Origin of the sequence: Corynebacterium sp. p3-SID1194, from assembly GCF_025144155.1 — a bacterium.
In the GTDB taxonomy this organism is placed as follows: Bacteria; Actinomycetota; Actinomycetes; order Mycobacteriales; family Mycobacteriaceae; genus Corynebacterium.
On record NZ_JALXWY010000008.1, the window covers coordinates 1 to 20,283 of the forward strand.

Sequence of the window (20,283 nt, forward strand, 5' to 3'; positions counted from 1 at the left end):
GACAGTGACCTTGAAAATAGGGGTTTAGGAATAGGTGATTTTCCGGAAAGTGGATCTTTTAAAGGCGATTACCAGTCACTGATCACTTCTGCTCAACTCCGCCAAACATTTGGAGGAACAACCGCGTTCGTACCCGTAGCGTGGCAACTACTTGTCCCTGACTTCAGATCCTCCGCAGCACTTCCAAAGTGCTTCAGAGCATCTTCAGGAACTGAGTTAGCTCTCGAATTTTCTCGATTCTATGCTTTTGGGAGAAGATACTTTGCTGCTGTTGTGAGAGCTTTTGGAGCGTTCTTAATGAGCGTATTTCGGGCCTCAGGGCTTATTGCTGCTACACCGACGAGTGAAGTAAATCCCAACACTGCACCAAGCACTTCTTTGTGAGCCCTTAGAGCTTCTAGATTGAATCTCTTGTTGTTAATGTCATGCTCGAGTAATTTGTTGTCGTACCGCTCAAGGCGGTCGAGCGCATCCTGAATGGCTTCCGGGCTGCTTTCGGGATCTTGGACGATTTGTGCAAGCAGTTTCTTAGTGAAATCAATGCTTGCGTAGAGATCTCCAGAACTTTTCTCGTTACTGGTGACTACCTGTTGTACCGAATCATCCATTGCTCGCGCGAGTCTTGCCACTGTGTCGGGCGCAACTGTGAGAAGTGCTGATAGAACTCCCGAACTGATCTGATCATTTTGAATCATCTGGACAAGATCAAGAACCTTGTCGCTACTCATTTTGCGCAGGTCGTCGACTTTCAGTGCACTTTTCAAATCGTCAATAGACTCTATCTGTCCCATTTCGTTCCCCTCGGCAACTTGTTGAGTGAATTGTACCGTGGGCAAACTGGGGCCGAGCCCACTACACTACGACGATCTGCACCAGCTCTTCGAGGCCCTTGAAGTCATCGGGATTTCGGGTGAAAAGTGGAAGGTTTTCAGCGTTTGCCGAGCTAGCGATCAAGAGGTCGGCGATGCGTCGCCGTGGGGTTCGCCCTGACTGCACGACTGCAGCGTAAACGAGCCCGTACGCTCGAGCTGCCTGAGTATCGAAGGGAATGCAGTCGACTAGAGACTCGATGCGCTGAATCTGCGAGATCCTCTTGGCCTGTTCAACGCAGTCGGCAGTAGCGGCCGGACCTGCCTGGAGCTCAGCCATTGTGATGCTAGATATGGCGAATTCGTTTGGTAAGAGGTTCGGATCAATGGCAGTGAGATCCAGAACAACTGACGTGTCTAGCAGACCTCGTTCATGCACGCGGATCAATGTCCTGATTGAGATAAGCATCTACATCGGAGCGGAATCGCTGAAAATCTACCTGCGGGGCACTACGGAACGCTTCCAAGAGATCTTCTTTGCGTGCAAAGCGAGGGCGTCGCAAGGGCCGAAGTTCACCAACGGGTTGAGCATTCCTGGTCACGACAAAGTTGCGGCCCGCATCAAGTTCACGCATGATGCGACCGCTGTCATTGCGGAGCTCTCGTTGGCTGATCATGTCGGCCATGGCGTTAGCGTAGCACTGCTAGCTACGTGCAAGCGAGGATGCAGCAGGAACCTGACCTGCGGTCACCGGGCCTTCCGGCCTACGCTGGAGTGGCTATGAATCGCTGGGTGCTGCACATCGACATGGACGCGTTCTACGCGTCCTGCGAGCAGCTGACCCGTCCGACGCTGCAGGGGCGGCCGGTCCTGGTCGCCGGGGTGACTGGGCGGGGAGTGGTCGCGGGAGCGAGCTACGAAGCGCGTAAATATGGAGCGCATTCGGCGATGCCGACGTACCGCGCGGTCCAACTCGTCGGGCCGAAAGCGGTGCTGGTCACGCCGCGTCGGCCGGTGTACACCACGGCATCGCGGCGGGTCTTCGGGATCATCGCGCGCAGAGTGGATGTCGTGGAACAGCTTTCCATCGACGAGGCGTTCCTCGAACCGCGCGAACTCGCGGGAGCGTCCCCCGACGAGGTCAAAAACTGGGCGGATAATCTTCGCGAGGAGATCCGCCGGGAGACAGGCCTGCCCAGCTCCATCGGGGCGGGAACAGGCAAGCAGTACGCGAAGATCGGGTCCGGTCTAGCAAAGCCGGACGGCACATTCATCATTCCGCGGGAGAAGCAGACGGAGATCCTTCACCCGCTGCCCGTCGGCGAATTATGGGGTGTCGGGCCCGTGACCGCGAATAAGCTCACCGGCATCGGGGTGGAGACCATCGGCGATTTCGCGGCCATGAGCGAGCGTGAAGTGGAAGTAGCGCTGGGCGGGGTCGTGGCAAAGCAGCTGTGGACGCTGGCCCGCGGCATCGACGATCGCGAAGTCGCGCCGCGCGCGGAGTCGAAGCAGATCTCCGCCGAACATACTTATCCGCGCGACCTGACAACGAAGAGCGAAGTCGAGGCCGCTATCAGGCGCGCGGCGGAAGGAGCGCACAAGCGATTGCTTATCGACGGCCGCGGTGCCCGCACCGTCACCGTCAAACTCAAGATGGCTGATTTCCACATCGAATCGCGTTCCAGCACCTTGACGTACGCCACCGATGACATAGACACGCTCACAGCGGCGGCGTTCCGCATCGCCCGCTACCCAGACGAGCTCGGACCGATCCGTCTCGTCGGTGTGGGATTTTCCGGTTTAGAGACCGTCATGCAAGAAGTGCTCTTCCCGGAGCTTGACCGGGCGAATTTGCCTGAGCCGCAGACGGGGGAGATCCTTCCGGTCATGCCCACCGGCACGCGCGCGTGGGCGGCGACGCAGGATGTCCACCACTCCGAATTCGGCCACGGCTGGATTCAAGGAGCGGGTCACGGGTTCGTCACCGTACGGTTCGAGACCCGCGCGACAGGTCCTGGCCCGGTGAAGAACCTCCGCGCGGACGATCCCGAGTTGAGCCCCGCCGACCCTGTCGCGTCGTTGGCATGGGAGGACTGGCTGGCTACGACTGAGGATGCTCCGGCCCAGATGGACGATGCTCCGGCGCCGGGTGAGCCGAACGCGGAAGGCTGAGACGGGCGATGACACCTCCGCCGCGACGCGGGGTGAGATCGAGGTGGCCGTGGTGGGAGGTGGCAATGGCGTCCACAAGCGCGAGTCCGAGACCGTGACCGGGCCCGGCTACTCGGTTCGCGCCGCGGGCGAAAGGTTCTTTGAGCTGGTTCAACTGCTCCGCGCTGAATTCGGGCCCGCCGTTAGACACTTCGATGACCGCGGTATGCGCGTCGGTGAACAGACTCAGCTGTGTCGTTCCCTCCGTCCCGTGGGCGTGCGCATTGCGCAGCAGGTTGTCCACGGCTTGGCGAATGAGAACTGGGTCGCCGGCGACGGTGACCGATGCATCGCCGTGAGAGCTTTCTGTGTCGGTCGCGGAGGTGATTGCGGAGACGGGCAGCGCATCGGCGAGGTCGAAGACCGACACATTTGGTGTCTGGGCGCGCGCGAGGTCGAGGAGAGCGGAGACCGTTGCGGAGCTGCGTGCGTTCACGGTGCGGATCTGGGTGAGCGCCGCGCGCATCTCGTCCTCGCCGGCTTCGGGGGCAAGCGCCACGTCGGCGACGGTCTGAATGGTGGCGATGGGTGTTTTCAGCTCATGCGACGCATTCGCGGAGAAACGCTGCTGGCTGGCAATGGAAGCGGCGAGTGAATCCAGCATGGTGTCGAGAGCGTTGGCAAGGTCGCCGACCTCGTCGTTAGCGCCGGCGTAGCCTGTGCGCTGGTCCAAGTTCCCGGCGGTGACCTGACGTGCAGATTGTGCGATACCGGTCAGGGGAGTGATCGCCCAGCCAGCGACGAACCAGCCGATCGCGCCAGCCAACACGGTGAGAACGGCCAGCGTGGTCAGTGACACCGTGAGCACGACCTTCAAGATGTCGTCTGTGACAGGAACGGCACCGCTGATCGCCGCATCGTCGGGGAAGACTGCTTCGAACGGCACCGGAGTGAGCTTCAGATAGGCGTACATCACCGCGATGAGAATGCCGCCGACACCGGCGACGGTGAGAACGAATAGCAAAGTGATGCGGGCGCGCAGGCTCAACGCTTTTTTCATGAGTCCATCTCTGCGGGGTCGGCGGCGAAATACCCTTCGCCAGGCAGAGTGTGAATGATCCATGGTTCGCCGAGCTTGCGCCGCAGATACGAAATGGTCACGCGCGGTGAATTGGTGAACGGATCGGCATTGGCGTCCCACGCTTCCTCGAGCAGCTCTTCGGCCGAGAGCACCGCGCCGCCGGCCTCCATGAGGACTTTGAGGACGGCGAATTCTTTGGGGGACAGGTTGATCTCGTTACCGGCGCGCATGACGCGCTTGCGGGTCTCATCGAGACGCACGTCCCCGCACACCAGCACTGAATTGCGCTGCGGGGAGGAACGGCGCGACAGTGCGGTCACGCGGGCGATGAGTTCGGGCAGCTCGAAAGGCTTGGGCAGGTAGTCATCGGCGCCGAGCTCGAAACCGCTCAAGCGGTCGTCCAATGTTCCGGCGGCGGTGAGCATGAGCACCCGGATATGCGGGTAGTCAACGACGATCCGGGCGCAGATCTCATCGCCGTGCACGCCGGGCAGGTCGCGATCGAGGACCACGACATCCACATCTGGGGCGTGGGAGGTGAGGTGGGTCAGGGCTTGTGTGCCGTCGTAAAGCGCGGAAGCGTCGAAATTCTCCCTGCTCAACGCGGTCATTATAGCGTCGGCGAGGAAGGTCTCGTCTTCGACGATGAGTACGCGCGCGGTCATGTTTTGTGATCTTAACGCTCTCGCAACATCGCCCTGAATAGCGTGCGAAGCATGCCAAAACGGATTGTAGGAATCGATGTGTGCCGCGCGGTCGCGCTCATCGCGATGATGGCCGCGCACTTGACGACGACGGGCGCGAACACCCTCGGGATCACCGGTCAGTTGCTGTACGGCTTTCCCGCGGCGCTGTTCGCCTTCCTGGCGGGGGTGTCCATGAAGCTCATGGCGCATTCCGCTGGGCCGCTGCAGTTCACCGTTCGCGGGGTGCTGCTTGTCGCGCTGCACTTTGCGCTCGTGCCGTTTGCGGGCGAGATCACCGTCGTCCTGCTTCCCATTGGCATGTCCATGATCGCGCTCGGGTGGATCACTGGCTGGGACGTGCGCGCGAAAATCGCGCTGTGCGTGGCGCTGTCGGTGGCCTCGGGGCTGATCTACCAGTTCGGTCTCGAACCGTGGTCGCTGTTCGGCCCGCCGTATCCGCTGGTGATGTGGGCGTCGTTGATGACCGCGGGAATGGTCGCCGAAGAACGTGTTTTGCCGTCCCGCACCGCCACTGTTGTCGCAGCTGTGGCTGGCGCCGTTATCGCCGCGCTCGTGGTGGTCGTGCGACTGAACTTCATCGTGCCGTCCGCATGGCTGGAGCCGAACGGGCACACCGGCGGGCTGCTGGACATTGCCGGTTCGGTCGGCATGTCGCTCGCCGTGCTCGGCCTGTGCAGTTTTGTCCCGCGGTCGTGGGTGATGCAGCCGCTCGGTTCGATGTCGCTCACCATCTACTGCCTGCACATGCTCAGCGCCCAGTGGCTGAGCTTCACCGTCAGCGTCATCATCGCCGCTGTCTTCGCCGTCGCGTGGTCGGCCTTCTTCCGCCGCGGACCGATGGAAGGGGCGATGCGCTGGTGCATCGACCGAATCACAGCTCTGGTGCCAAAGCTGGCATCAACCTCGTAGAACTCTTTGAAGGAGAATCATGAAACTCACTCGTACTCATAGTCGTATTGCCGCACTCGCACTGACTGCTGTGCTGGTGTCGCCGACACCTGCGTGGGCACTGGACAGCAAAGACATGGCTGGTTCGACCCCGGAAGCCGGCACTGTCGTCTCGCTGCGCATGGAAGACAACGAGCCGGATGACGGCAGCTGCACCGGCACCGCGATCGCCCCGCACTGGGTGGTCACCGCGCGCCACTGCATGGAGATGTTCAACAAACCCGGCGGCACTGTCCGCACCGGGGAGGGCGACCAGCAGCGCATGTACAAAGTCGATCGCTGGGAGAAGGCACCCCGCGGCGATATCGGCCTGGTGCACACCGAGGAGCCGATGCAGCTCGAGCACTTCGCTGAGGTCTCCCATGACGAACTGAAAAACGGTGAGGTCACGGTGTACGGCTGGTCCTCGGAAGGCGCCGGCGGTTCGAAGACCCTGCCCGTCGCAAAGGGCGATGCCGATACCGCGGCCGGCGATGAAGCACCCGCGCTTTTCGACGCCCCGTCGGCCGCCGTGGTCTCGCTGAAAAACGGCGCGCGCATCCAAGGCGGAGACTCGGGCGGCCCGATCTTCGCCGACGGGAAGGTCGCAGCTGTGATGTCTGCCGGGCTTTTCGACGACCCAGACAACCCGTCCGAAGAAGACCTGATGAGCAACCCGAAGGTGGCCGTGTCCCCGGTAGCGGACCAGGCGGAGTGGATCGAAAAGACCGTTGCCGGTGAAGAAGCAGGATCTGGAGAGGCTGCAGCAGCTGGCGAAGAAGCAGCATCCGGCGAAGAAGCAGGATCTGAGGCTGTTTCCGGTGCTGACACCATGACGACGGCTGATGACGGTGCCCGTCAGATGCCGGTGAGCCTGTGGATCATCCTGGGCAGCGTCGTCATCATCGCTGGTGCGGTGGTGTGGCGCCTGAGCCGTCGATAAGCGTGCGCGGATCAATACCTGCCGATAGCGCCGCGGCGAGGGCGATACGTGCCTGACCGGCGCGCAACCACCCGGCTGGAATCGCACCGCGGTCCCCGAGCGTTGCGCCGCCGCCGGCACCGCCATAGGCGAATTCCACCTTGCCGTGCGGCACGACGGTGGTGACCACCACTGGAATCCCGGCGTCCAGTGCACGGTGCAGCGCCTGGCCCATCTGCTCCGAGACATTGCCGGAGCCCATGCCCTCGACCACGATGCCGTCGGGGGCCATCCCGATCACCGCGTCGACGATGTCCCCGTCGGCGCCGGCCCAACCGGCCACGATCGGGATTTTCATTCCGGCAAGCCGCACAGGGTGGATCGGGGCGGGGCGAGGCGGATTCGCGTCGCCGATCGATCCGGTGGTGGGGCGGAAGGCATCTAAGGCGTGCGTGTCCGCCTTGACTAAGCCCCGCGCCGGGGTGATGTTGCCGCCGAATGCCACGACGACACCCGAAGCGCGGCGGCGGTCAGTGGCTTCGCCTGAGACAAATTCAGAAATGTAATCCGCGGCAGCACGCAGGTTGCCGGGGCCGTCGGGGGTGTCGGCATCGGCGGCGCGCTGCGCACCCGTGACCACGACCGGCTTAGCCGGGTTCGTGTGGAATAGATCGAGCGCAAAAGCGGTCTCCGCCATCGAATCGGTGCCGTGGGTGACCACGACTCCGGCGACGGACGGATCGGCGAGTTGCTCGTGAACGGTGGCGACGAGGGCATCGACATCCGCCAGAGTCATCGACGACGAATCCAGGGCGCGGACGTCGACTGGACGGCACGGCGCAGTGATACCGGCGGATTCGATCAGCTCTGCGGCAGTGCGGCGGGGCACGAGCGCGCCGGTCTCGTCTGCCTCACAGGCGATGGTTCCTCCAGTGGCGACCACAGCGATTTCTAACGCATTCATGAACTTCAGATTAGGCGCGCCGATTAGTCCTAAACCAACTGGCACCGGTAACGTTAGGCCAGTTAACGGAATTCAAGGAGAGATAAATGAACGCACCGACCACCGCACGGAAATTCGCCGCCATCGCGGCTGCGTTCGGCGCTGCAATGACCCTCGCGGCGTGCTCGAACGACGAGACCGGAACCGACTCGGACACGGCCACCGAGACCAACACAGCTTCGCAGCAGGCCGCCCCGGCTGCTGAGAAGCCGACGGCTGAGCAGCTCAACGAGGTGCTCGCGCGTGCCACCAACCCGGAACTGCCGATGGAAGAGCGCGTGAAGACGGTTCAGGGTGGCGAGAACGCCCGTGAGCTCTTCGACGTCATGACGCAGGCGAAGAAGGAGTCCGGCGCGGACTTCCAGGTTGTCGAACCGATCCTGCCGGGCTACACCCCGAACGAGGTCCTCGCCGCCGTGAACTTCACGCAGCCGGACCAGGGCCCGTCTGTGGCTGAGAACGTCTCCTTCATCTTCGAAGATGACACGTGGAAGCTGTCCCAGTCCTGGGCCTGCACCCTGATCACCAACACGGTGACTCCGGAGCAGGTCCCGGCGATGTGTAACGCCCAGGCAGGCCAGGATGCTCAGGCACCGGCGCAGGGCGGCCCGGGCGCACCGGCAGCACCGGAAGCACCGGCTCAGGGCGGCGCTCAGGCCCCGGCGCAGGGTGGCGCTCAGGCACCAGCACAGGGTGGCGCGGGCGCACCGGCAGCACCGGCAGCACCGGAAGCACCGGCGCAGGGTGGTGCTCAGGCACCGGCGGCCCCGGCCCCGGCGCTGTAAGACGAATAGGTCAAGACGACCTATTTCAGTTCTCTTCGCGCCACACTTCTTCCGTCCACAGCGTGGACAGGGTGAGAAGTGTGGCGCGTCCGTCTTTCTGGGCGATGCGCTGGCGCCAACGGCGACGGATCCACCGGTCGTGGCTGGTGATGATCACGGTGCCGGGGAAATCCACCAGGGCGGCCTCGAGCTCCTCGGCCAAGGCGAGGGAGAGGTGGTTGGTGGGCTCGTCGAGAAGCAACAAATCCGGCGGAGAGCACAAGATCTTGCCCAAAGAGACGCGGCGGCGCTGGCCGAGCGAGAGGTCCTTCAGCGGCATTGCGGCCTGCGCCGATGTCATGAGCCCCATGTCGACGATTCCCGGCACGATATCGGCACCGGTGACAGAGAGGTCCGTCCATGAATCGTCCTGTTCCAGGCGGGCAACGCTCATTTCCTCCGGCATGACGAGCTCGCCGGAATAGTCAGTGAGCTCGCCGTCCAGAATCTTCAGCAGGGTCGATTTGCCAGAGCCGTTCGGGCCCTCGACAAGGAGCTGTGCGCCGGGCTGGACTTTGAGGTTCAGCGGTGCGAGCCGGTCAGGGACCGCGAGTTCGTTTGCGACGACGGCGGGCACGCCGAGGGAGGTCGCGGTGTGTTCCGGGATGCCGGTGAAACGCAACGGCTTCGGGGGAGCAGGGATCTGGTACCGCTCCAGTTGCTCCAGGCGGTTCTCGGCGGCGCGGCGACGGTTGCCCACGGTCTTGGCGGCGCGGTCGGCATAGAACTTCGCGGCTTTGCGGACCTCGGATTTCGATTCCTGCGAATGGAAGATGTCCTCCGCCGACTGCTCAGCGGCTTTTTCCAGTCGCTCGCGTTCGTGTTCCTGGGCGGCATAGTCGGTGGCCCAGCGCTGACGGCGCTGCTCGCGTGCCTTCAAATAATCGCTGAAGGAACCGCTGAAACGCGCACCCTGGCGGGTTTCCTCGCCCATACCGCCCTCCGCACCGAGACCCGGGTCGAGGTCGACGAGCGCATCGCACACCGCGTCGAGGAAATAACGGTCGTGCGAGGCGGCGAGCACTGGGCCGGAAAAAGACTCGAGCTCGCCGACGAGAAAGTCCACGGCTTCATCGTCGAGGTGGTTCGTCGGCTCGTCGAGCACCATCGCGTCCACTGGGCGCAGCAGGAGAGTGGCCAGAGCGAAACGGCGGCGCTGCCCGCCGGACATCTCGCCTAGCGGAGTGGACAGATCCACATTGGCCAGGCCGAGACCTGCCAAGACGGTGGCGATACGGGCGTCGAGCTCCCATACGCCGGAATTCTCAGCCCTGGCCAGGGCGAGATCGAATTCATCTGCTAAGCGTGTGTTTTCCGGGTCCTCCGTCATCGCGCCGGAGAGATCTGCAATGGCACGCTCAACGCCGCGGAGCTCCTCCACGGCGCCGTCGATAAGCATGCTCGCGGGCTCCGTGAACGGCAGTGATGTCTCCTGGGCGATGAAGCCCGTGACCGGCGGGGTGACCAACGTGCCCGCAGTGGGGGTGAGGTCGCCGGAGATGATGCCGAGGAGCGTTGACTTGCCCGCGCCATTCTCCCCGATGAGTCCTGTGACCGAGCCGGACGGGACCGCGAAAGAGATGTCGGTGAGCACGCGGTGCCCGTCGGGGTACGTGAACGAGATTCCGTCGAGTCCGATGTGAAGCGGGGCAGGCATGATGGCTTATTTTCCGTATCGTGTTGCGGTGGTGATGTCCTGGACCACCTTGAAGTCTTGTTCGTCGCCGGCATAAACCAGCCGTGTCGTCGCGGCATTCTGTCCGGCCACGGGAATCGGTTTCGTCAGGTCGACCGTGATTTCCGCTTGCGATGTCGTGCTCGTGCTTTCTGTTTCGAGCTTTACCGTATCGCGATCGTCTTCAATCCCATCGGGGTTGGGCCCGATGCTAGAGGGGCTTTGTGTCAGCTCCTCCGAAATATCGAGGTCGAGCGTGACCGTGGACCCCTCGATCTTCGTCACCGTGTAGGTGGTCGTGCGCTGCATGGACGTCTGCCCGGTCGTGCGCGCTTCCGCCGTCCACGATGCGCCTTCGCCGACTTCCTCGCGGGGGAAGACCGGCATTGTCGACAGAAGCTGGAGCAAACCGCGCTCGAGGCGTTCGCGGTCCTCGTCGCTGCTTCCTTCTTCCGGGAGCAGCTTCACGTCGTTGATCTGCCCGGTCGGGTCGGCGGACCAGCGCATGCTGAAACCCTCGGCGGTCACGTCGGTGGTCTCCCCGGTGCTGGTGGCCTCGATCTGCAGCGTCTGCGCGTCAGTGGCGGTGGGCTCCGGCGCGTCTGGATCGACCTTGTCCGTGGCCACGCGGCCCTGGTAAATCCCGCTGGCCACCTCGATGCCCGTGGTCTGCTCCGCGCCCTCGGTGGAATAGGCGAGCACCTGCTTGTCTCCCTCGCCGGCGTCGATGAGCGTGACACGGGCCGGGTCGACGTCGAATGCGGGGACCTCCGCGAACGGGTCGGCATCCTGCGACGAGCACGCGGAAAGCACCGCGGTAGCGCCGAGCGCGCCCGCGATCATGATTGCTGGGAGAAACCTAAAGCTCACACAATGAACCTACCGCACACGTAACCGACTACAGTAAGGCGACGATGAGCACCTCTACTTCGCAGAAGCCCAACAGCGCCCGCGGAACCACTCGCCGCCGGACCGTGGCAATGGTCGCCGGCATCATGGTCGCCGTGGGGCTCGTGGACCAGGTGGTCAAACAGATCATGGTCACAACCCTGACCCCCGGTGAGCCCGTCGCGGTGATCGGGGACTGGTTCCGCTGGCTGCTGTTATTCAACTCCGGTGCCGCGTTTTCCATGGGGCAGGACCTCACCTGGCTGATCACCGCGATTCAGCTCGCCTTCGTCATCGGTGCGCTCGTGTTCGCGCACCGCCTCCACAACCGCTGGGAGGTACTCGGCATCGCGCTCATTGCCGGCGGTGCGCTGGGCAACCTCATCGACCGCCTGTTCCGCCCGCCGGGATTCTGGTTCGGCCACGTCGTGGACTACATTTCCGTCGGCGATTTCGCCGTGTTCAATCTCGCGGACACCGCCATCAACATCGGGGTTGCCGTGTTCATTCTCGCCCTGTTTTTCGCCAAGGATGAAGAGGCCACGGCCGAGAAGGACGAGTCATGACCAGCGGTTACAGGTCGATCACGGTTCCGGAGGGGCTCGACGGCATGCGCGTCGACGCCGCCGTGGCCAAGGTCTTCGGCGTGTCACGCTCGGTTGCGGCGGATCTCGATGTGCTTATCGACGGCACCGTGGTCCCTAAATCCACCCGCCTCACCCCCGGGCAGACCCTCGAAGTGACCCTGCCGGAACCCAAGACAGTGCCCATGCCGAAGGACGAACCGGTGGAGGGGTTGGAGATTCTCTACGACGACGAGGATGTCATCGTCGTGGACAAGCCCGTCGGCGTGGCCGCGCACCCGACGCTCGGTTGGGACGGCCCGACCGTCGTCGGCGGCTTAGTGGCCATGGGCTTCCAGCTACCTGACGCAGGTCCACCCGAGCGCAAAGGCATCGTCCAGCGCCTCGATGTGGGCACCTCCGGCGTGATGGTCGTGGCCAATTCGATCCCCGGCTACTCAGTGCTCAAGCGGGCCTTCAAAGAACGCACCGTGGAAAAGACATATCACGCGGTGGTTCAAGGTTTGCCCGATCCGATCGTGGGCACCATCGATGCGCCGATCGGGCGCCATCCATCCTCCGGGTGGAAATTCGCGGTGACGCAGGACGGCCGGCCGTCGGTCACGCACTACGAGGTGATCGAGGCGTTCCGTGAAGCGAGTCTGCTCGAGGTTCACCTGGAAACCGGCCGCACCCACCAGATCCGCGTGCATATGTCTTCGGTCGGCCACCCGTGTGTCGGGGACCCGATGTACGGATCCGATCCGAACCTGACCAAACGGCTGGAACTCAAACGCCAGTGGCTGCACGCCACCGGGCTTGGTTTCACACACCCGGGTACGGGCAAATGGATGGACGTGACGTCGCCGTACCCGGAGGATCTCCAACGGGCCGTCGAAAAGCTGCGCGCATGAACCGGCGTGAATTCGCGGCGGGCGCAGCCTTAATCCTCGGCGCTGTTGCCGTCGGAGTGCTCGTGGCACTCATCTCCGCGCTGGGCACCCGCACGCGCTTCGAATCGGTCCCGCTGGGCGACACGTTGGGGCAGGACAACGGCGAGACTTTCGCAGAGTACGTCGAACGTGCAGACCACTCGCTGGCTGAGGCACCGGATGATGAGCCAGTCTTCGCGCTCGTGACCTTCGCTGCTGATGCTTCTGCGGAGCAGGCGTCCGCGGTGCTCGAACCCGTGGGAAGAGTCGACGCCGTGATTCCGCCCAATGCTCCGCTTCAGCCCGTCGGCGAGCCGAAGGACGGGCGGGACAGAACTGAGATCTTCCGGATCGCCACAGACGGGGAACTGGCCGGTGCGGTTGTCCGCGATACCGGAGACGTGTTGCGCGACATCGCCGATGACGGGAAGGTCGCCGCAGTAGAGGCGCTTCCGTCCGATGCCGTGTGGGGTGCTTTCGGGGTACGTTCAGTGAATATTCAGGCTCGTTAAGCGCCTATCGGTGAGGCCTTCCGAACGTGTAAGGTCATTGAAGGTTAATTTTCGATCCTTAAACGAGGAGATGAGACGTGTCAGCTATCCGTAAAACCGGGGCATCGCTCGCTATCGCTTCGACCCTGTTCTTCGCAACGGCGTGCGGTCTGGGCGGAGACGGCGGTGACAAGGAAGATGGAGCCTCCCTCGGCGCTGGCGAATACGATGTCGTGGCCAAGGAAGAAGTGGTTAACAGCATCATCGTCGACGGTTCGATCGCCCCGATCCGTCAGGCTGGCATCTCCACCACGCTGCAGGTTCCGGTGGAGAAGATTCACGTCGGCGTCGGCGACAAGGTGAAGCAGGGACAGCTCCTGGTCACCATGGACACCTCCTCGATCGAGCGCGAGATCGACGCCCAGCGTCAGGCGAACGAGCAGCTGACGAGCCAAGGCCAGGCCGGCGGGGAACCCGTCGAGATGACCGCGGCGTCGAACAACGTGAAGCGGATGGTCGATGACGCGCGCAAGACAATCGACGACTGCATCAAGCAGGTTCTTCCCGGCCCCGCCCCGGCACCCCAGCCGGCACCGGCTCCGGAAGAGAAGGGGCCGTCCCGCGAGCAGATCGAAAAGGCGTTGAACGAAGCCCACGAGCAAGGCCGTGCCCAGGGCGCACAGGAAGCGCAGGACGCACTTCAGCAGCAGGCCCAGATGGGTGGCGGTGCCGCAATGCCGGGTCAGGAGGGCATGTCTGAAGAGGAAGCCATGGCCCAGCAGCAGGCGCTCGCCCAGCAGGAAGCGATGGCGCAGGGCGGAGACATGCCGGGCGGCGGTGGCGCTGACACCAGCATGCTCGAGCACCAGGTTCAGGAGCGTGAAGTCACTTCGCCGATCAACGGTGTCGTGACCAAGATCGAGGCTGAGGAAGGCTCCCCGGCTGGCGGCGCGCTCATGACCATTGCGGACACGTCGCGCTACCTGATCAAGGCCACTGTTCGCGAGTCCGACATCGCAAATGTGAAGGAAGGCAACCGCGTCACCTTCACCACCCCGGTCACGGGCGACCGTGAATTCGAAGGCAAGGTGCGCCGCGTCGCACCGATGGCCGACGGCGGCGAAGACGGTGGTGCTGCGGCAGCCGCACGCGCCATGCAGGGCGGCCAGGGCGGTGGTGGCCAGAGCAGCAAGAAGGACACCGGCATCAGCTTCCCGGTGGAGATCGAGGTCACCGGTGACACCAAGGGCCTCCGCTTGGGCGGTTCCGCCCGCGTAGAAATCATCACCGAGGAAGACCGCGACCACCTGAGCATCCCGCGAGATGCTGTCTACGACGAGAACAAGGTGCTGGTGCTCAACCGCGCCAACAAGGATGCGGCCGAGGGAACGATCGAAGAACGCACCGTGAAAACGGGCGTGAAGAACGACACCGACATCGCGGTTACCAGCGGTGATCTCAAAGAAGGCGATATCGTCATCGCGTGGCCGGATGATTTCCGCGGCCGCGTGGGCGAGACCCTCAGCATCAACGACGAGAATTTCGGCCCCGCATCGTCCGGCAATGGTGAAAAGGACGACAAGGCTGATCAGGACGAGAAGTCCGACAAATCGGACAAGTAGGGGGAGAGTAGCCCTGTGAGCACTGCCATCAACGGCGGCGAACAGCCGGCCATGGTCAAAATCGACCCCGACAAGCTGATCTTCATGCGAGGGATCGTCAAGACCTACAACAAAGGCAAAGACACCGAGCTGACCGTCCTGCACGGCATCGACTTCGACACCGACCACGGCGAATTCGTTTCCATCGTCGGTCCGTCCGGCTGCGGCAAGTCCACATTGATGAACTTGATCGGCATGCTGGACAAGCCGACGCACGGCGGGTACGCGTTCAACGGCGAGGACATTTTCCAGAAAGTGGATAACGAGCTCGCCTCGTACCGTTCGGAAAATATCGGTTTCATTTTCCAGAACTTCAACCTCGTCGGCCGCATCAACGCGCTGCAGAACGTAGCCATGCCGATGATGTACGCGGGTGTGGGCAAGCGGGAGCGCGAGGAGCGCGCTGCGGAATTGCTTGAACTCGTGGGCATGGGCGATCGCATCAAGCACGCACCCAACGAGCTGTCCGGTGGCCAGAAGCAGCGCGTGGCTATCGCGCGCAGCCTCGCCAACGATCCGGATTTGCTGCTTGCCGACGAACCGACCGGCGCGCTTGACTCCGAAACCGGGCGCATGGTGATGGATCTGTTCCACCAGCTCAACCAGGAATACGGCAAGGCGATCGTCTTCATCACCCACAACCCGGAGCTGGCGCAAGAAACCAGCCGGATTGTCGAAATGAAGGACGGCCGCGTCGTGGACGTGCGTTCGGGAGGGGCGGTCTAAACCATGGAATTCCGTGAATCAGTCAACCTCGCGCTCGGCAGTCTGCGGACGAACAAGATGCGTTCAATCCTCACCCTGCTGGGCATCATCATCGGCATCATGGCCGTGGTGATCATCATGACGCTCGGCCGCGGCTTGCAAAACAGTGTGACCAGAGGCCTCGAGGACATTGGCGCATCGCAGCAAGCGGTGTTCATCACCGAGAAACCTCAGGAGAGCGCTGACGGTGAAGAAGAAACGGGAGGCTTCAACGCGCCTGTCGTCGACGAAGCGGACAAAGTCACGCTCGAGCAGCTGGACGAACTCAAGGACCACTTCGGCGACCGCATCGTTGGCGTGGACATCCAGAACAGCTTCGGCGGCGATGCCAAATTCGAGGGTGAGGATGCCTCGGTCCAGGTGCACCCAGTTCTCGGCGAGTCCATGGAAGTGCGCAACGTGAAGATCGCTTACGGGCGCGCAATCGAGCAGCGGGACATCGACAGTCAGCGCCCGGTCGCGGTCGTCTCACAGGAGCTTGTCGACGCCTTCTTCGGCGGCGACGGTGCCGCCGCCCTCGGAAAGCGCATCGATCTGAGCGCGGAATCGACTGGTGTGTACACCATTGTCGGTGTCGCCGAGGCGGAGGCGCAAGACGCCAGCAACTTCGGCCAGGATTCGGCTGCTGGCCAAGCCTTCGTGCCACTGAGCTCCGTCGACCGTATCGCGGAGCCGATCACGAGCACCGAAATGTTCAACGTGCAGGCTAAAGGTGAGGAAGATCCGGCAGAGTTCCGCGACGAACTGCAGAAGTATGTCGACCGGTGGTACTCCAAGAGCGATACAGCCCAGGCCGAAGTCATCGACATGCAGGCGGAGCTCGCGTCCTTCACCAAGATCTTCGGTGCCATCAGTGCTGTGATCGCCTCCATTGCCGGTATCTCCCTGCTCGTCGGTGGCATCGGTGTCATGAACGTCATGCTCATCACCGTCACCGAGCGCACCCGCGAAATCGGTGTGCGTAAGGCGCTCGGCGCGACCCGCCGTGATATCCGCACCCAGTTCATCGTTGAGGCAGTCATGGTCTGCCTCCTCGGCGGCATCATCGGCATTGTTTTGGGTGGTCTCATCGGTTCGGTCGCCAGCGGCTTTATCGGCATGTTCGGCGGTGGCGAATACGGACCAATGGCGTGGCCTCCGATCAGCGCTGTCCTCGCCTCGTTGATCTTCTCCATGGCGATCGGCGTTTTCTTCGGCGCGTACCCAGCGAACAGGGCCGCCAAGATGCAGCCGATCGACGCTTTGCGCTACGAGTAAACTACCGGCATGGCCAAAAACTCCTCGTTCGTTCACCTGCACAACCACACCGAGTTTTCCATGCTCGACGGTATGGCCAAGGTGGATCTCTTGGCCGAGGAAGTCGTCCGCCAGGGCATGCCCGCCGTGGGCATGACGGACCACGGCAATATGTTCGGCTCGAACGCGTTCTACCGCCGGATGGTGGAAGCCGGCGTGAAGCCGATCATCGGCATCGAGGCGTATATGGCCCCGGAGTCCCGCTTCAACAAAAAGCGTGTGCTGTGGGGCACTCCCGATCAGAAGGGCGACGACGTCTCGGCCTCCGGCGCTTATCTGCACCAGACGATGCTGGCGGAGAATGCCACCGGCCTGCACAACCTGTTCAAGCTGTCCTCATTGGCGTCTTACGAGGGGCAGCTGGGCAAGTGGCCACGCATGGACGCGGAGCTCGTCGCCGAGCATGCCGACGGAATCATCGCCACCACCGGCTGCCCGTCCGGCGATGTGCAGACGCGCCTGCGTCTCGGCCAGTACGACCAAGCGCTCGAGGCCGCCGCGATGTGGCAAGACATCTACGGCAAGGACAATTATTTCCTCGAGCTGATGGACCACGGCCTGCACATCGAGCGCCGAGTCCGCGACGACTTGTTGCGCATCGGCCAGGCGCTCGACCTGCCGCCGCTGGTCACCAACGATTGCCACTACGTGCTCGAATCACAGGCACCAGCCCATGAGGCAATGCTGTGCGTTCAGACCGGCAAGACACTGCTCGATCCGGACCGCTTCAAATTCGACGGCACGGACTTCTACATCAAGTCCGCCGCGCAGATGCGCGCCACGTGGGACGATATGGTGCCGGACGGCTGCGATAACACTCTCTGGATTGCTGAGCGCGTCGGTGATTACAGCGAGCTGTGGGAAGAACACCCGCACGACCGCATGCCGATCGCGACAGTGCCGGAAGGAGAAACCCCGACGACGTGGCTGCGCAAGGAAGTCCACCGCGGTTTGGAGGAGCGCTTCGAGGGCAAGGAAGTGCCCGAAGAGTACCTGAAGCGCGCCGACTACGAAATCGGTGTCATCGACATGAAGGGCTACCCGTCCTACTTCCTCATCGTCGCTGAGCTGATCAAGCACGCCCGCTCCGTTGGCATCCGTGTCGGACCGGGCCGTGGTTCCGCCGCGGGCGCACTGGTCGCATATGCCTTGACGATCACGAATATCGACCCGATCGAGCACGGTCTGCTCTTCGAGAGGTTCCTGAACCCGGAACGTCCCTCCGCACCGGATATCGATATCGACTTCGATGATCGCCGTCGCGGAGAGATGCTCACCTACGCCGCCGAGAACTGGGGCGAGGACAAGATCGCCCAGGTGATCACCTTCGGCACAGTGAAGACCAAACAAGCCATCAAGGACGCCGCCAAGGTCAATTTCGGCCAGCCGGGATTCCAGATGGCCGACCGCATCAACGCCGCACTGCCGCCCGCGATCATGGCAAAAGACATTCCGCTCGCCGGCATCACAGACCCGGAGCACGAGCGCTACTCGGAGGCCACCGAGGTCCGCTCCATGGTCGAGACGGACCCAGATGTGGCGAAGATCTACGAGACTGCCCGCGGCCTCGAAGGCGTCGTACGCCAGGCGGGCGTTCACGCTTGTGCGGTGATCATGGCCTCGGTTCCGCTCATGGACCACATTCCGATGTGGAAGCGCCCCGCTGACGGTGCCCTCATCACTGGCTGGGATTATCCGGCGTGCGAGGCCATCGGCCTGCTGAAGATGGACTTTCTCGGTCTGCGCAACCTGACCGTCATCGGCGACGCAATCGAGAATATCCAGAAAAACAGGGGCGAGACCCTCGACCTTGAAGGCTTGGATACCGATGACCCGAATGTCTACAAGCTTTTGTCCCGCGGCGACACCCTGGGAGTGTTCCAGCTCGACTCCGGCGGCATGCAGGAGCTGCTCAAACGCATGAAGCCGACAGGCTTCAACGATATTGTCGCCTCGCTCGCGCTTTACCGTCCGGGACCGATGGGCGTGAACGCGCACTGGGACTACGCAGACCGCAAGAACGGCCGCAAACCGATCACGCCGATCCACCCGGAGTTGGAGGAGCCGCTACGCGAGATCCTCGACGAGACGTACGGTCTCATCGTCTACCAGGAGCAGATCATGAGGATCTCCCAGAAGGTAGCCAATTACACGGCCGGCGAAGCAGACGGCTTCCGTAAGGCCATGGGTAAGAAGAAGCCGGAAGTGCTTGCCCAGCAGTACGAGAAATTCTCGCAGGGCATGTTCGACAACGGTTACACCAAGTCCGCGGTCGATGCGCTGTGGGGCACGATCGAGCCGTTCGCGTCCTACGCGTTCAACAAATCTCACGCCGCTGGCTACGCGTTGGTCTCGTACTGGACGGCGTACCTGAAGGCTAATTACGCCTCCGAGTACATGGCGGCACTGCTGACCTCCGTCGGCGACAAAAAAGATAAGTCCGCGATCTACCTCGCTGACTGCCGCCACTTGGGTATTTCTGTTCTGCCGCCGGACATCAACGAGTCCGAGGAGAACTTCCTCGCTGTGGACAAAGACATCCGCTACGGGCTCGCCGCGATCCGCAATGTCGGCGTGGAAGTGGTGGAGTCCATCATGGAGACACGCCGCACCAAAGGCGCGTTCACGAGTTTCTCCGACTACCTGGACAAGATCGACTTGCTGCCGTGCAATAAGCGCATCACGGAATCGCTGATCAAGGGCGGCGCATTCGACTCGCTCGGCCATCCGCGCAAGGGGCTGCTGCTCGTCTCCGACGGTGCGGTCGATTCAGTTCTGACGACGAAGAAGGCAGCTGATAAGGGGCAGTTCGACCTGTTCTCGTCCTTCGGCGGAGATGACGGCGACGACAGCGCCGCAAACGCATTCAGCATTGATGTGCCGGAAGAAGAATGGGAGAAGAAGCACAAGCTCGCGCTCGAACGCGAAATGCTCGGCCTTTATGTCTCGGGCCACCCGCTTGACGGGTTCGAGGAAGCGCTCGAAGCTCAGACGGACACTCCGATGCCGAAGATTCTCGGCGGGGAGATGCGCCACGGCGACCAAGTGACCATCGGCGGCATCATCTCCGGTGTCGACCGGCGCTATTCCAAGAAGGACGGCTCACCGTGGGCGATCGTCACGCTTGAGGATCACAACGGCGCCCAGGTGGAGGTTCTGCTGTTCAACAAGGTCTATGCCCTTGTCGCGCCGCAGATCGTCGAGGACAACATCATCTTGGTCAAGGCGCACGTCTCCATCCGTGATGAGCGCATGAGCCTGTTCGGCGACGACGTGAAGGTCCCCGAGCTCGGCCCCGGCAACGGTGCTGGTCTGCCGCTGCGCCTGACCTTGCGCACCGACCAGTGCACGATGGATAACATCCGGAAGCTCAAGCAAGTGCTGGTGAATAACCCGGGCGATTCCGATGTGTACTTGAACCTCGTCAACGGGGACCACTCCCAGCTGATGGTTCTCGGTGACCACTTGCGGGTAGAGCGCTCCGGCAGCCTCATGGGCGATCTCAAGGCAGCCATGGGCGCCGGCGTGCTGGGGTAGGTCAGCTGAGGCGACGTCGATAAGCGCTTATCGACGCGCAAGCGAAA

Annotated in this window: 19 protein-coding genes; 11 read left to right on the forward strand and 8 right to left on the reverse strand. The window is 62.6% G+C overall.

The features are described from left to right. Positions 1 to 239 precede the first annotated feature (239 nt). The 3 genes from M3G19_RS06810 to M3G19_RS06820 all read right to left on the reverse strand — a co-directional run bounded on the left by M3G19_RS06810 (position 240) and on the right by M3G19_RS06820 (position 1,495). On the reverse strand, positions 240 to 791 hold the full coding sequence (locus M3G19_RS06810) for a hypothetical protein (protein WP_259901862.1): 552 nt from the start codon (positions 789 to 791) through the stop codon (positions 240 to 242). Positions 792 to 852: 61 nt separating this feature from the next. Beyond that, a complete protein-coding gene (locus tag M3G19_RS06815; RefSeq protein WP_259901863.1) occupies positions 853 to 1,278 on the reverse strand; it encodes a type II toxin-antitoxin system VapC family toxin in 426 nt (141 codons plus the stop codon). Next, positions 1,241 to 1,495: a type II toxin-antitoxin system Phd/YefM family antitoxin gene (locus M3G19_RS06820; protein ID WP_259901865.1), complete on the reverse strand. Its 255-nt coding sequence runs from the start codon at positions 1,493 to 1,495 to the stop codon at positions 1,241 to 1,243. The genes M3G19_RS06815 and M3G19_RS06820 overlap by 38 nt, the downstream gene beginning before the upstream one ends. 95 nt (positions 1,496 to 1,590) lie before the next feature. On the opposite strand from M3G19_RS06820, the gene M3G19_RS06825 reads away from it, so the two are divergent. Beyond that, positions 1,591 to 2,985, forward strand: a complete 1,395-nt coding sequence (locus M3G19_RS06825) for a DNA polymerase IV (protein ID WP_259901869.1) — start codon at positions 1,591 to 1,593, stop codon at positions 2,983 to 2,985. Here the strand turns inward: M3G19_RS06825 and M3G19_RS06830 are convergent. Both M3G19_RS06830 and M3G19_RS06835 read right to left on the reverse strand, forming a co-directional pair. Next, positions 2,915 to 4,024: a HAMP domain-containing sensor histidine kinase gene (locus tag M3G19_RS06830; protein ID WP_259901871.1), complete on the reverse strand. Its 1,110-nt coding sequence runs from the start codon at positions 4,022 to 4,024 to the stop codon at positions 2,915 to 2,917. The two genes, M3G19_RS06825 and M3G19_RS06830, sit on opposite strands and share 71 nt — an antisense overlap. Further along, positions 4,021 to 4,710 carry a response regulator transcription factor gene (locus M3G19_RS06835; protein ID WP_259901873.1) on the reverse strand — a complete coding sequence of 230 codons (690 nt, stop codon included), beginning with the start codon at positions 4,708 to 4,710 and terminating at the stop codon, positions 4,021 to 4,023. Before M3G19_RS06835 ends, M3G19_RS06830 begins: the two co-directional genes overlap by 4 nt. Before the next feature lie 51 nt (positions 4,711 to 4,761). On the opposite strand from M3G19_RS06835, the gene M3G19_RS06840 reads away from it, so the two are divergent. Together M3G19_RS06840 and M3G19_RS06845 are read left to right on the forward strand one after the other, a co-directional pair. Continuing rightward, positions 4,762 to 5,661 carry a DUF418 domain-containing protein gene (locus M3G19_RS06840; protein ID WP_259901874.1) on the forward strand — a complete coding sequence of 300 codons (900 nt, stop codon included), beginning with the start codon at positions 4,762 to 4,764 and terminating at the stop codon, positions 5,659 to 5,661. Between the two features lie 19 nt (positions 5,662 to 5,680). Then, complete coding sequence (locus M3G19_RS06845) at positions 5,681 to 6,622, forward strand: trypsin-like serine protease (protein ID WP_259901875.1); 942 nt, start codon at positions 5,681 to 5,683, stop codon at positions 6,620 to 6,622. On the opposite strand, the gene M3G19_RS06850 is transcribed toward M3G19_RS06845, so the two are convergent. After that, on the reverse strand, positions 6,582 to 7,565 hold the full coding sequence (locus tag M3G19_RS06850; protein ID WP_259901876.1) for an asparaginase: 984 nt from the start codon (positions 7,563 to 7,565) through the stop codon (positions 6,582 to 6,584). The two genes, M3G19_RS06845 and M3G19_RS06850, sit on opposite strands and share 41 nt — an antisense overlap. Positions 7,566 to 7,651: 86 nt before the next feature. Between M3G19_RS06850 and M3G19_RS06855 the strand changes: the two genes are divergently transcribed. After that, positions 7,652 to 8,389 (forward strand): hypothetical protein, encoded by a 738-nt coding sequence (locus M3G19_RS06855; RefSeq protein WP_259901877.1) that lies wholly within the window; start codon positions 7,652 to 7,654, stop codon positions 8,387 to 8,389. A gap of 25 nt (positions 8,390 to 8,414) precedes the next feature. Here the strand turns inward: M3G19_RS06855 and M3G19_RS06860 are convergent, their stop codons facing one another. Further along, positions 8,415 to 10,085, reverse strand: a complete 1,671-nt coding sequence (locus tag M3G19_RS06860; RefSeq protein ID WP_259901878.1) for an ABC-F family ATP-binding cassette domain-containing protein — start codon at positions 10,083 to 10,085, stop codon at positions 8,415 to 8,417. Positions 10,086 to 10,091: 6 nt separating this feature from the next. Then, positions 10,092 to 10,973 carry a DUF6263 family protein gene (locus tag M3G19_RS06865; protein ID WP_259901879.1) on the reverse strand — a complete coding sequence of 294 codons (882 nt, stop codon included), beginning with the start codon at positions 10,971 to 10,973 and terminating at the stop codon, positions 10,092 to 10,094. Between the two features lie 44 nt (positions 10,974 to 11,017). On the opposite strand from M3G19_RS06865, the gene lspA reads away from it, so the two are divergent. From lspA to dnaE, 7 genes are all read left to right on the forward strand, one after another. After that, on the forward strand, positions 11,018 to 11,557 hold the full coding sequence (gene lspA, locus M3G19_RS06870) for a signal peptidase II (RefSeq protein ID WP_210571643.1): 540 nt from the start codon (positions 11,018 to 11,020) through the stop codon (positions 11,555 to 11,557). Further along, positions 11,554 to 12,468, forward strand: coding sequence for an RluA family pseudouridine synthase (locus tag M3G19_RS06875; protein WP_259901880.1), 915 nt, complete (start codon positions 11,554 to 11,556; stop codon positions 12,466 to 12,468). The genes lspA and M3G19_RS06875 overlap by 4 nt, the downstream gene beginning before the upstream one ends. Next, positions 12,465 to 12,998 carry a hypothetical protein gene (locus tag M3G19_RS06880; protein ID WP_259901881.1) on the forward strand — a complete coding sequence of 178 codons (534 nt, stop codon included), beginning with the start codon at positions 12,465 to 12,467 and terminating at the stop codon, positions 12,996 to 12,998. Before M3G19_RS06875 ends, M3G19_RS06880 begins: the two co-directional genes overlap by 4 nt. Positions 12,999 to 13,075: 77 nt before the next feature. After that, a complete protein-coding gene (locus tag M3G19_RS06885; RefSeq protein ID WP_259901882.1) occupies positions 13,076 to 14,599 on the forward strand; it encodes an efflux RND transporter periplasmic adaptor subunit in 1,524 nt (507 codons plus the stop codon). 51 nt (positions 14,600 to 14,650) lie between these two features. Further along, positions 14,651 to 15,364 carry an ABC transporter ATP-binding protein gene (locus M3G19_RS06890; protein ID WP_296148214.1) on the forward strand — a complete coding sequence of 238 codons (714 nt, stop codon included), beginning with the start codon at positions 14,651 to 14,653 and terminating at the stop codon, positions 15,362 to 15,364. A 3-nt stretch (positions 15,365 to 15,367) separates the two neighbouring features. Continuing rightward, positions 15,368 to 16,660, forward strand: coding sequence for an ABC transporter permease (locus M3G19_RS06895; RefSeq protein WP_259901883.1), 1,293 nt, complete (start codon positions 15,368 to 15,370; stop codon positions 16,658 to 16,660). A 9-nt stretch (positions 16,661 to 16,669) separates the two neighbouring features. Then, positions 16,670 to 20,236, forward strand: coding sequence for a DNA polymerase III subunit alpha (dnaE, locus tag M3G19_RS06900; protein WP_259901884.1), 3,567 nt, complete (start codon positions 16,670 to 16,672; stop codon positions 20,234 to 20,236). Positions 20,237 to 20,283 lie beyond the last annotated feature (47 nt).

What these genes read in the sequence shown, in the direction of transcription:
- M3G19_RS06835 (WP_259901873.1), bottom strand. Translation starts at nt 4,710, where the DNA reads ATGACCGCGCGCGTACTCATCGTCGAAGACGAGACCTTCCTCGCCGAC.
- dnaE (WP_259901884.1), top strand. Translation starts at nt 16,670, where the DNA reads ATGGCCAAAAACTCCTCGTTCGTTCACCTGCACAACCACACCGAGTTT.
- M3G19_RS06830 (WP_259901871.1), bottom strand. Translation starts at nt 4,024, where the DNA reads ATGAAAAAAGCGTTGAGCCTGCGCGCCCGCATCACTTTGCTATTCGTT.
- M3G19_RS06855 (WP_259901877.1), top strand. Translation starts at nt 7,652, where the DNA reads ATGAACGCACCGACCACCGCACGGAAATTCGCCGCCATCGCGGCTGCG.
- M3G19_RS06840 (WP_259901874.1), top strand. Translation starts at nt 4,762, where the DNA reads ATGCCAAAACGGATTGTAGGAATCGATGTGTGCCGCGCGGTCGCGCTC.
- M3G19_RS06880 (WP_259901881.1), top strand. Translation starts at nt 12,465, where the DNA reads ATGAACCGGCGTGAATTCGCGGCGGGCGCAGCCTTAATCCTCGGCGCT.
- M3G19_RS06875 (WP_259901880.1), top strand. Translation starts at nt 11,554, where the DNA reads ATGACCAGCGGTTACAGGTCGATCACGGTTCCGGAGGGGCTCGACGGC.
- M3G19_RS06860 (WP_259901878.1), bottom strand. Translation starts at nt 10,085, where the DNA reads ATGCCTGCCCCGCTTCACATCGGACTCGACGGAATCTCGTTCACGTAC.
- M3G19_RS06890 (WP_296148214.1), top strand. Translation starts at nt 14,651, where the DNA reads ATGGTCAAAATCGACCCCGACAAGCTGATCTTCATGCGAGGGATCGTC.
- M3G19_RS06815 (WP_259901863.1), bottom strand. Translation starts at nt 1,278, where the DNA reads ATGCTTATCTCAATCAGGACATTGATCCGCGTGCATGAACGAGGTCTG.
- M3G19_RS06895 (WP_259901883.1), top strand. Translation starts at nt 15,368, where the DNA reads ATGGAATTCCGTGAATCAGTCAACCTCGCGCTCGGCAGTCTGCGGACG.
- M3G19_RS06850 (WP_259901876.1), bottom strand. Translation starts at nt 7,565, where the DNA reads ATGAATGCGTTAGAAATCGCTGTGGTCGCCACTGGAGGAACCATCGCC.
- M3G19_RS06825 (WP_259901869.1), top strand. Translation starts at nt 1,591, where the DNA reads ATGAATCGCTGGGTGCTGCACATCGACATGGACGCGTTCTACGCGTCC.
- M3G19_RS06820 (WP_259901865.1), bottom strand. Translation starts at nt 1,495, where the DNA reads ATGGCCGACATGATCAGCCAACGAGAGCTCCGCAATGACAGCGGTCGC.
- M3G19_RS06845 (WP_259901875.1), top strand. Translation starts at nt 5,681, where the DNA reads ATGAAACTCACTCGTACTCATAGTCGTATTGCCGCACTCGCACTGACT.
- lspA (WP_210571643.1), top strand. Translation starts at nt 11,018, where the DNA reads ATGAGCACCTCTACTTCGCAGAAGCCCAACAGCGCCCGCGGAACCACT.
- M3G19_RS06810 (WP_259901862.1), bottom strand. Translation starts at nt 791, where the DNA reads ATGGGACAGATAGAGTCTATTGACGATTTGAAAAGTGCACTGAAAGTC.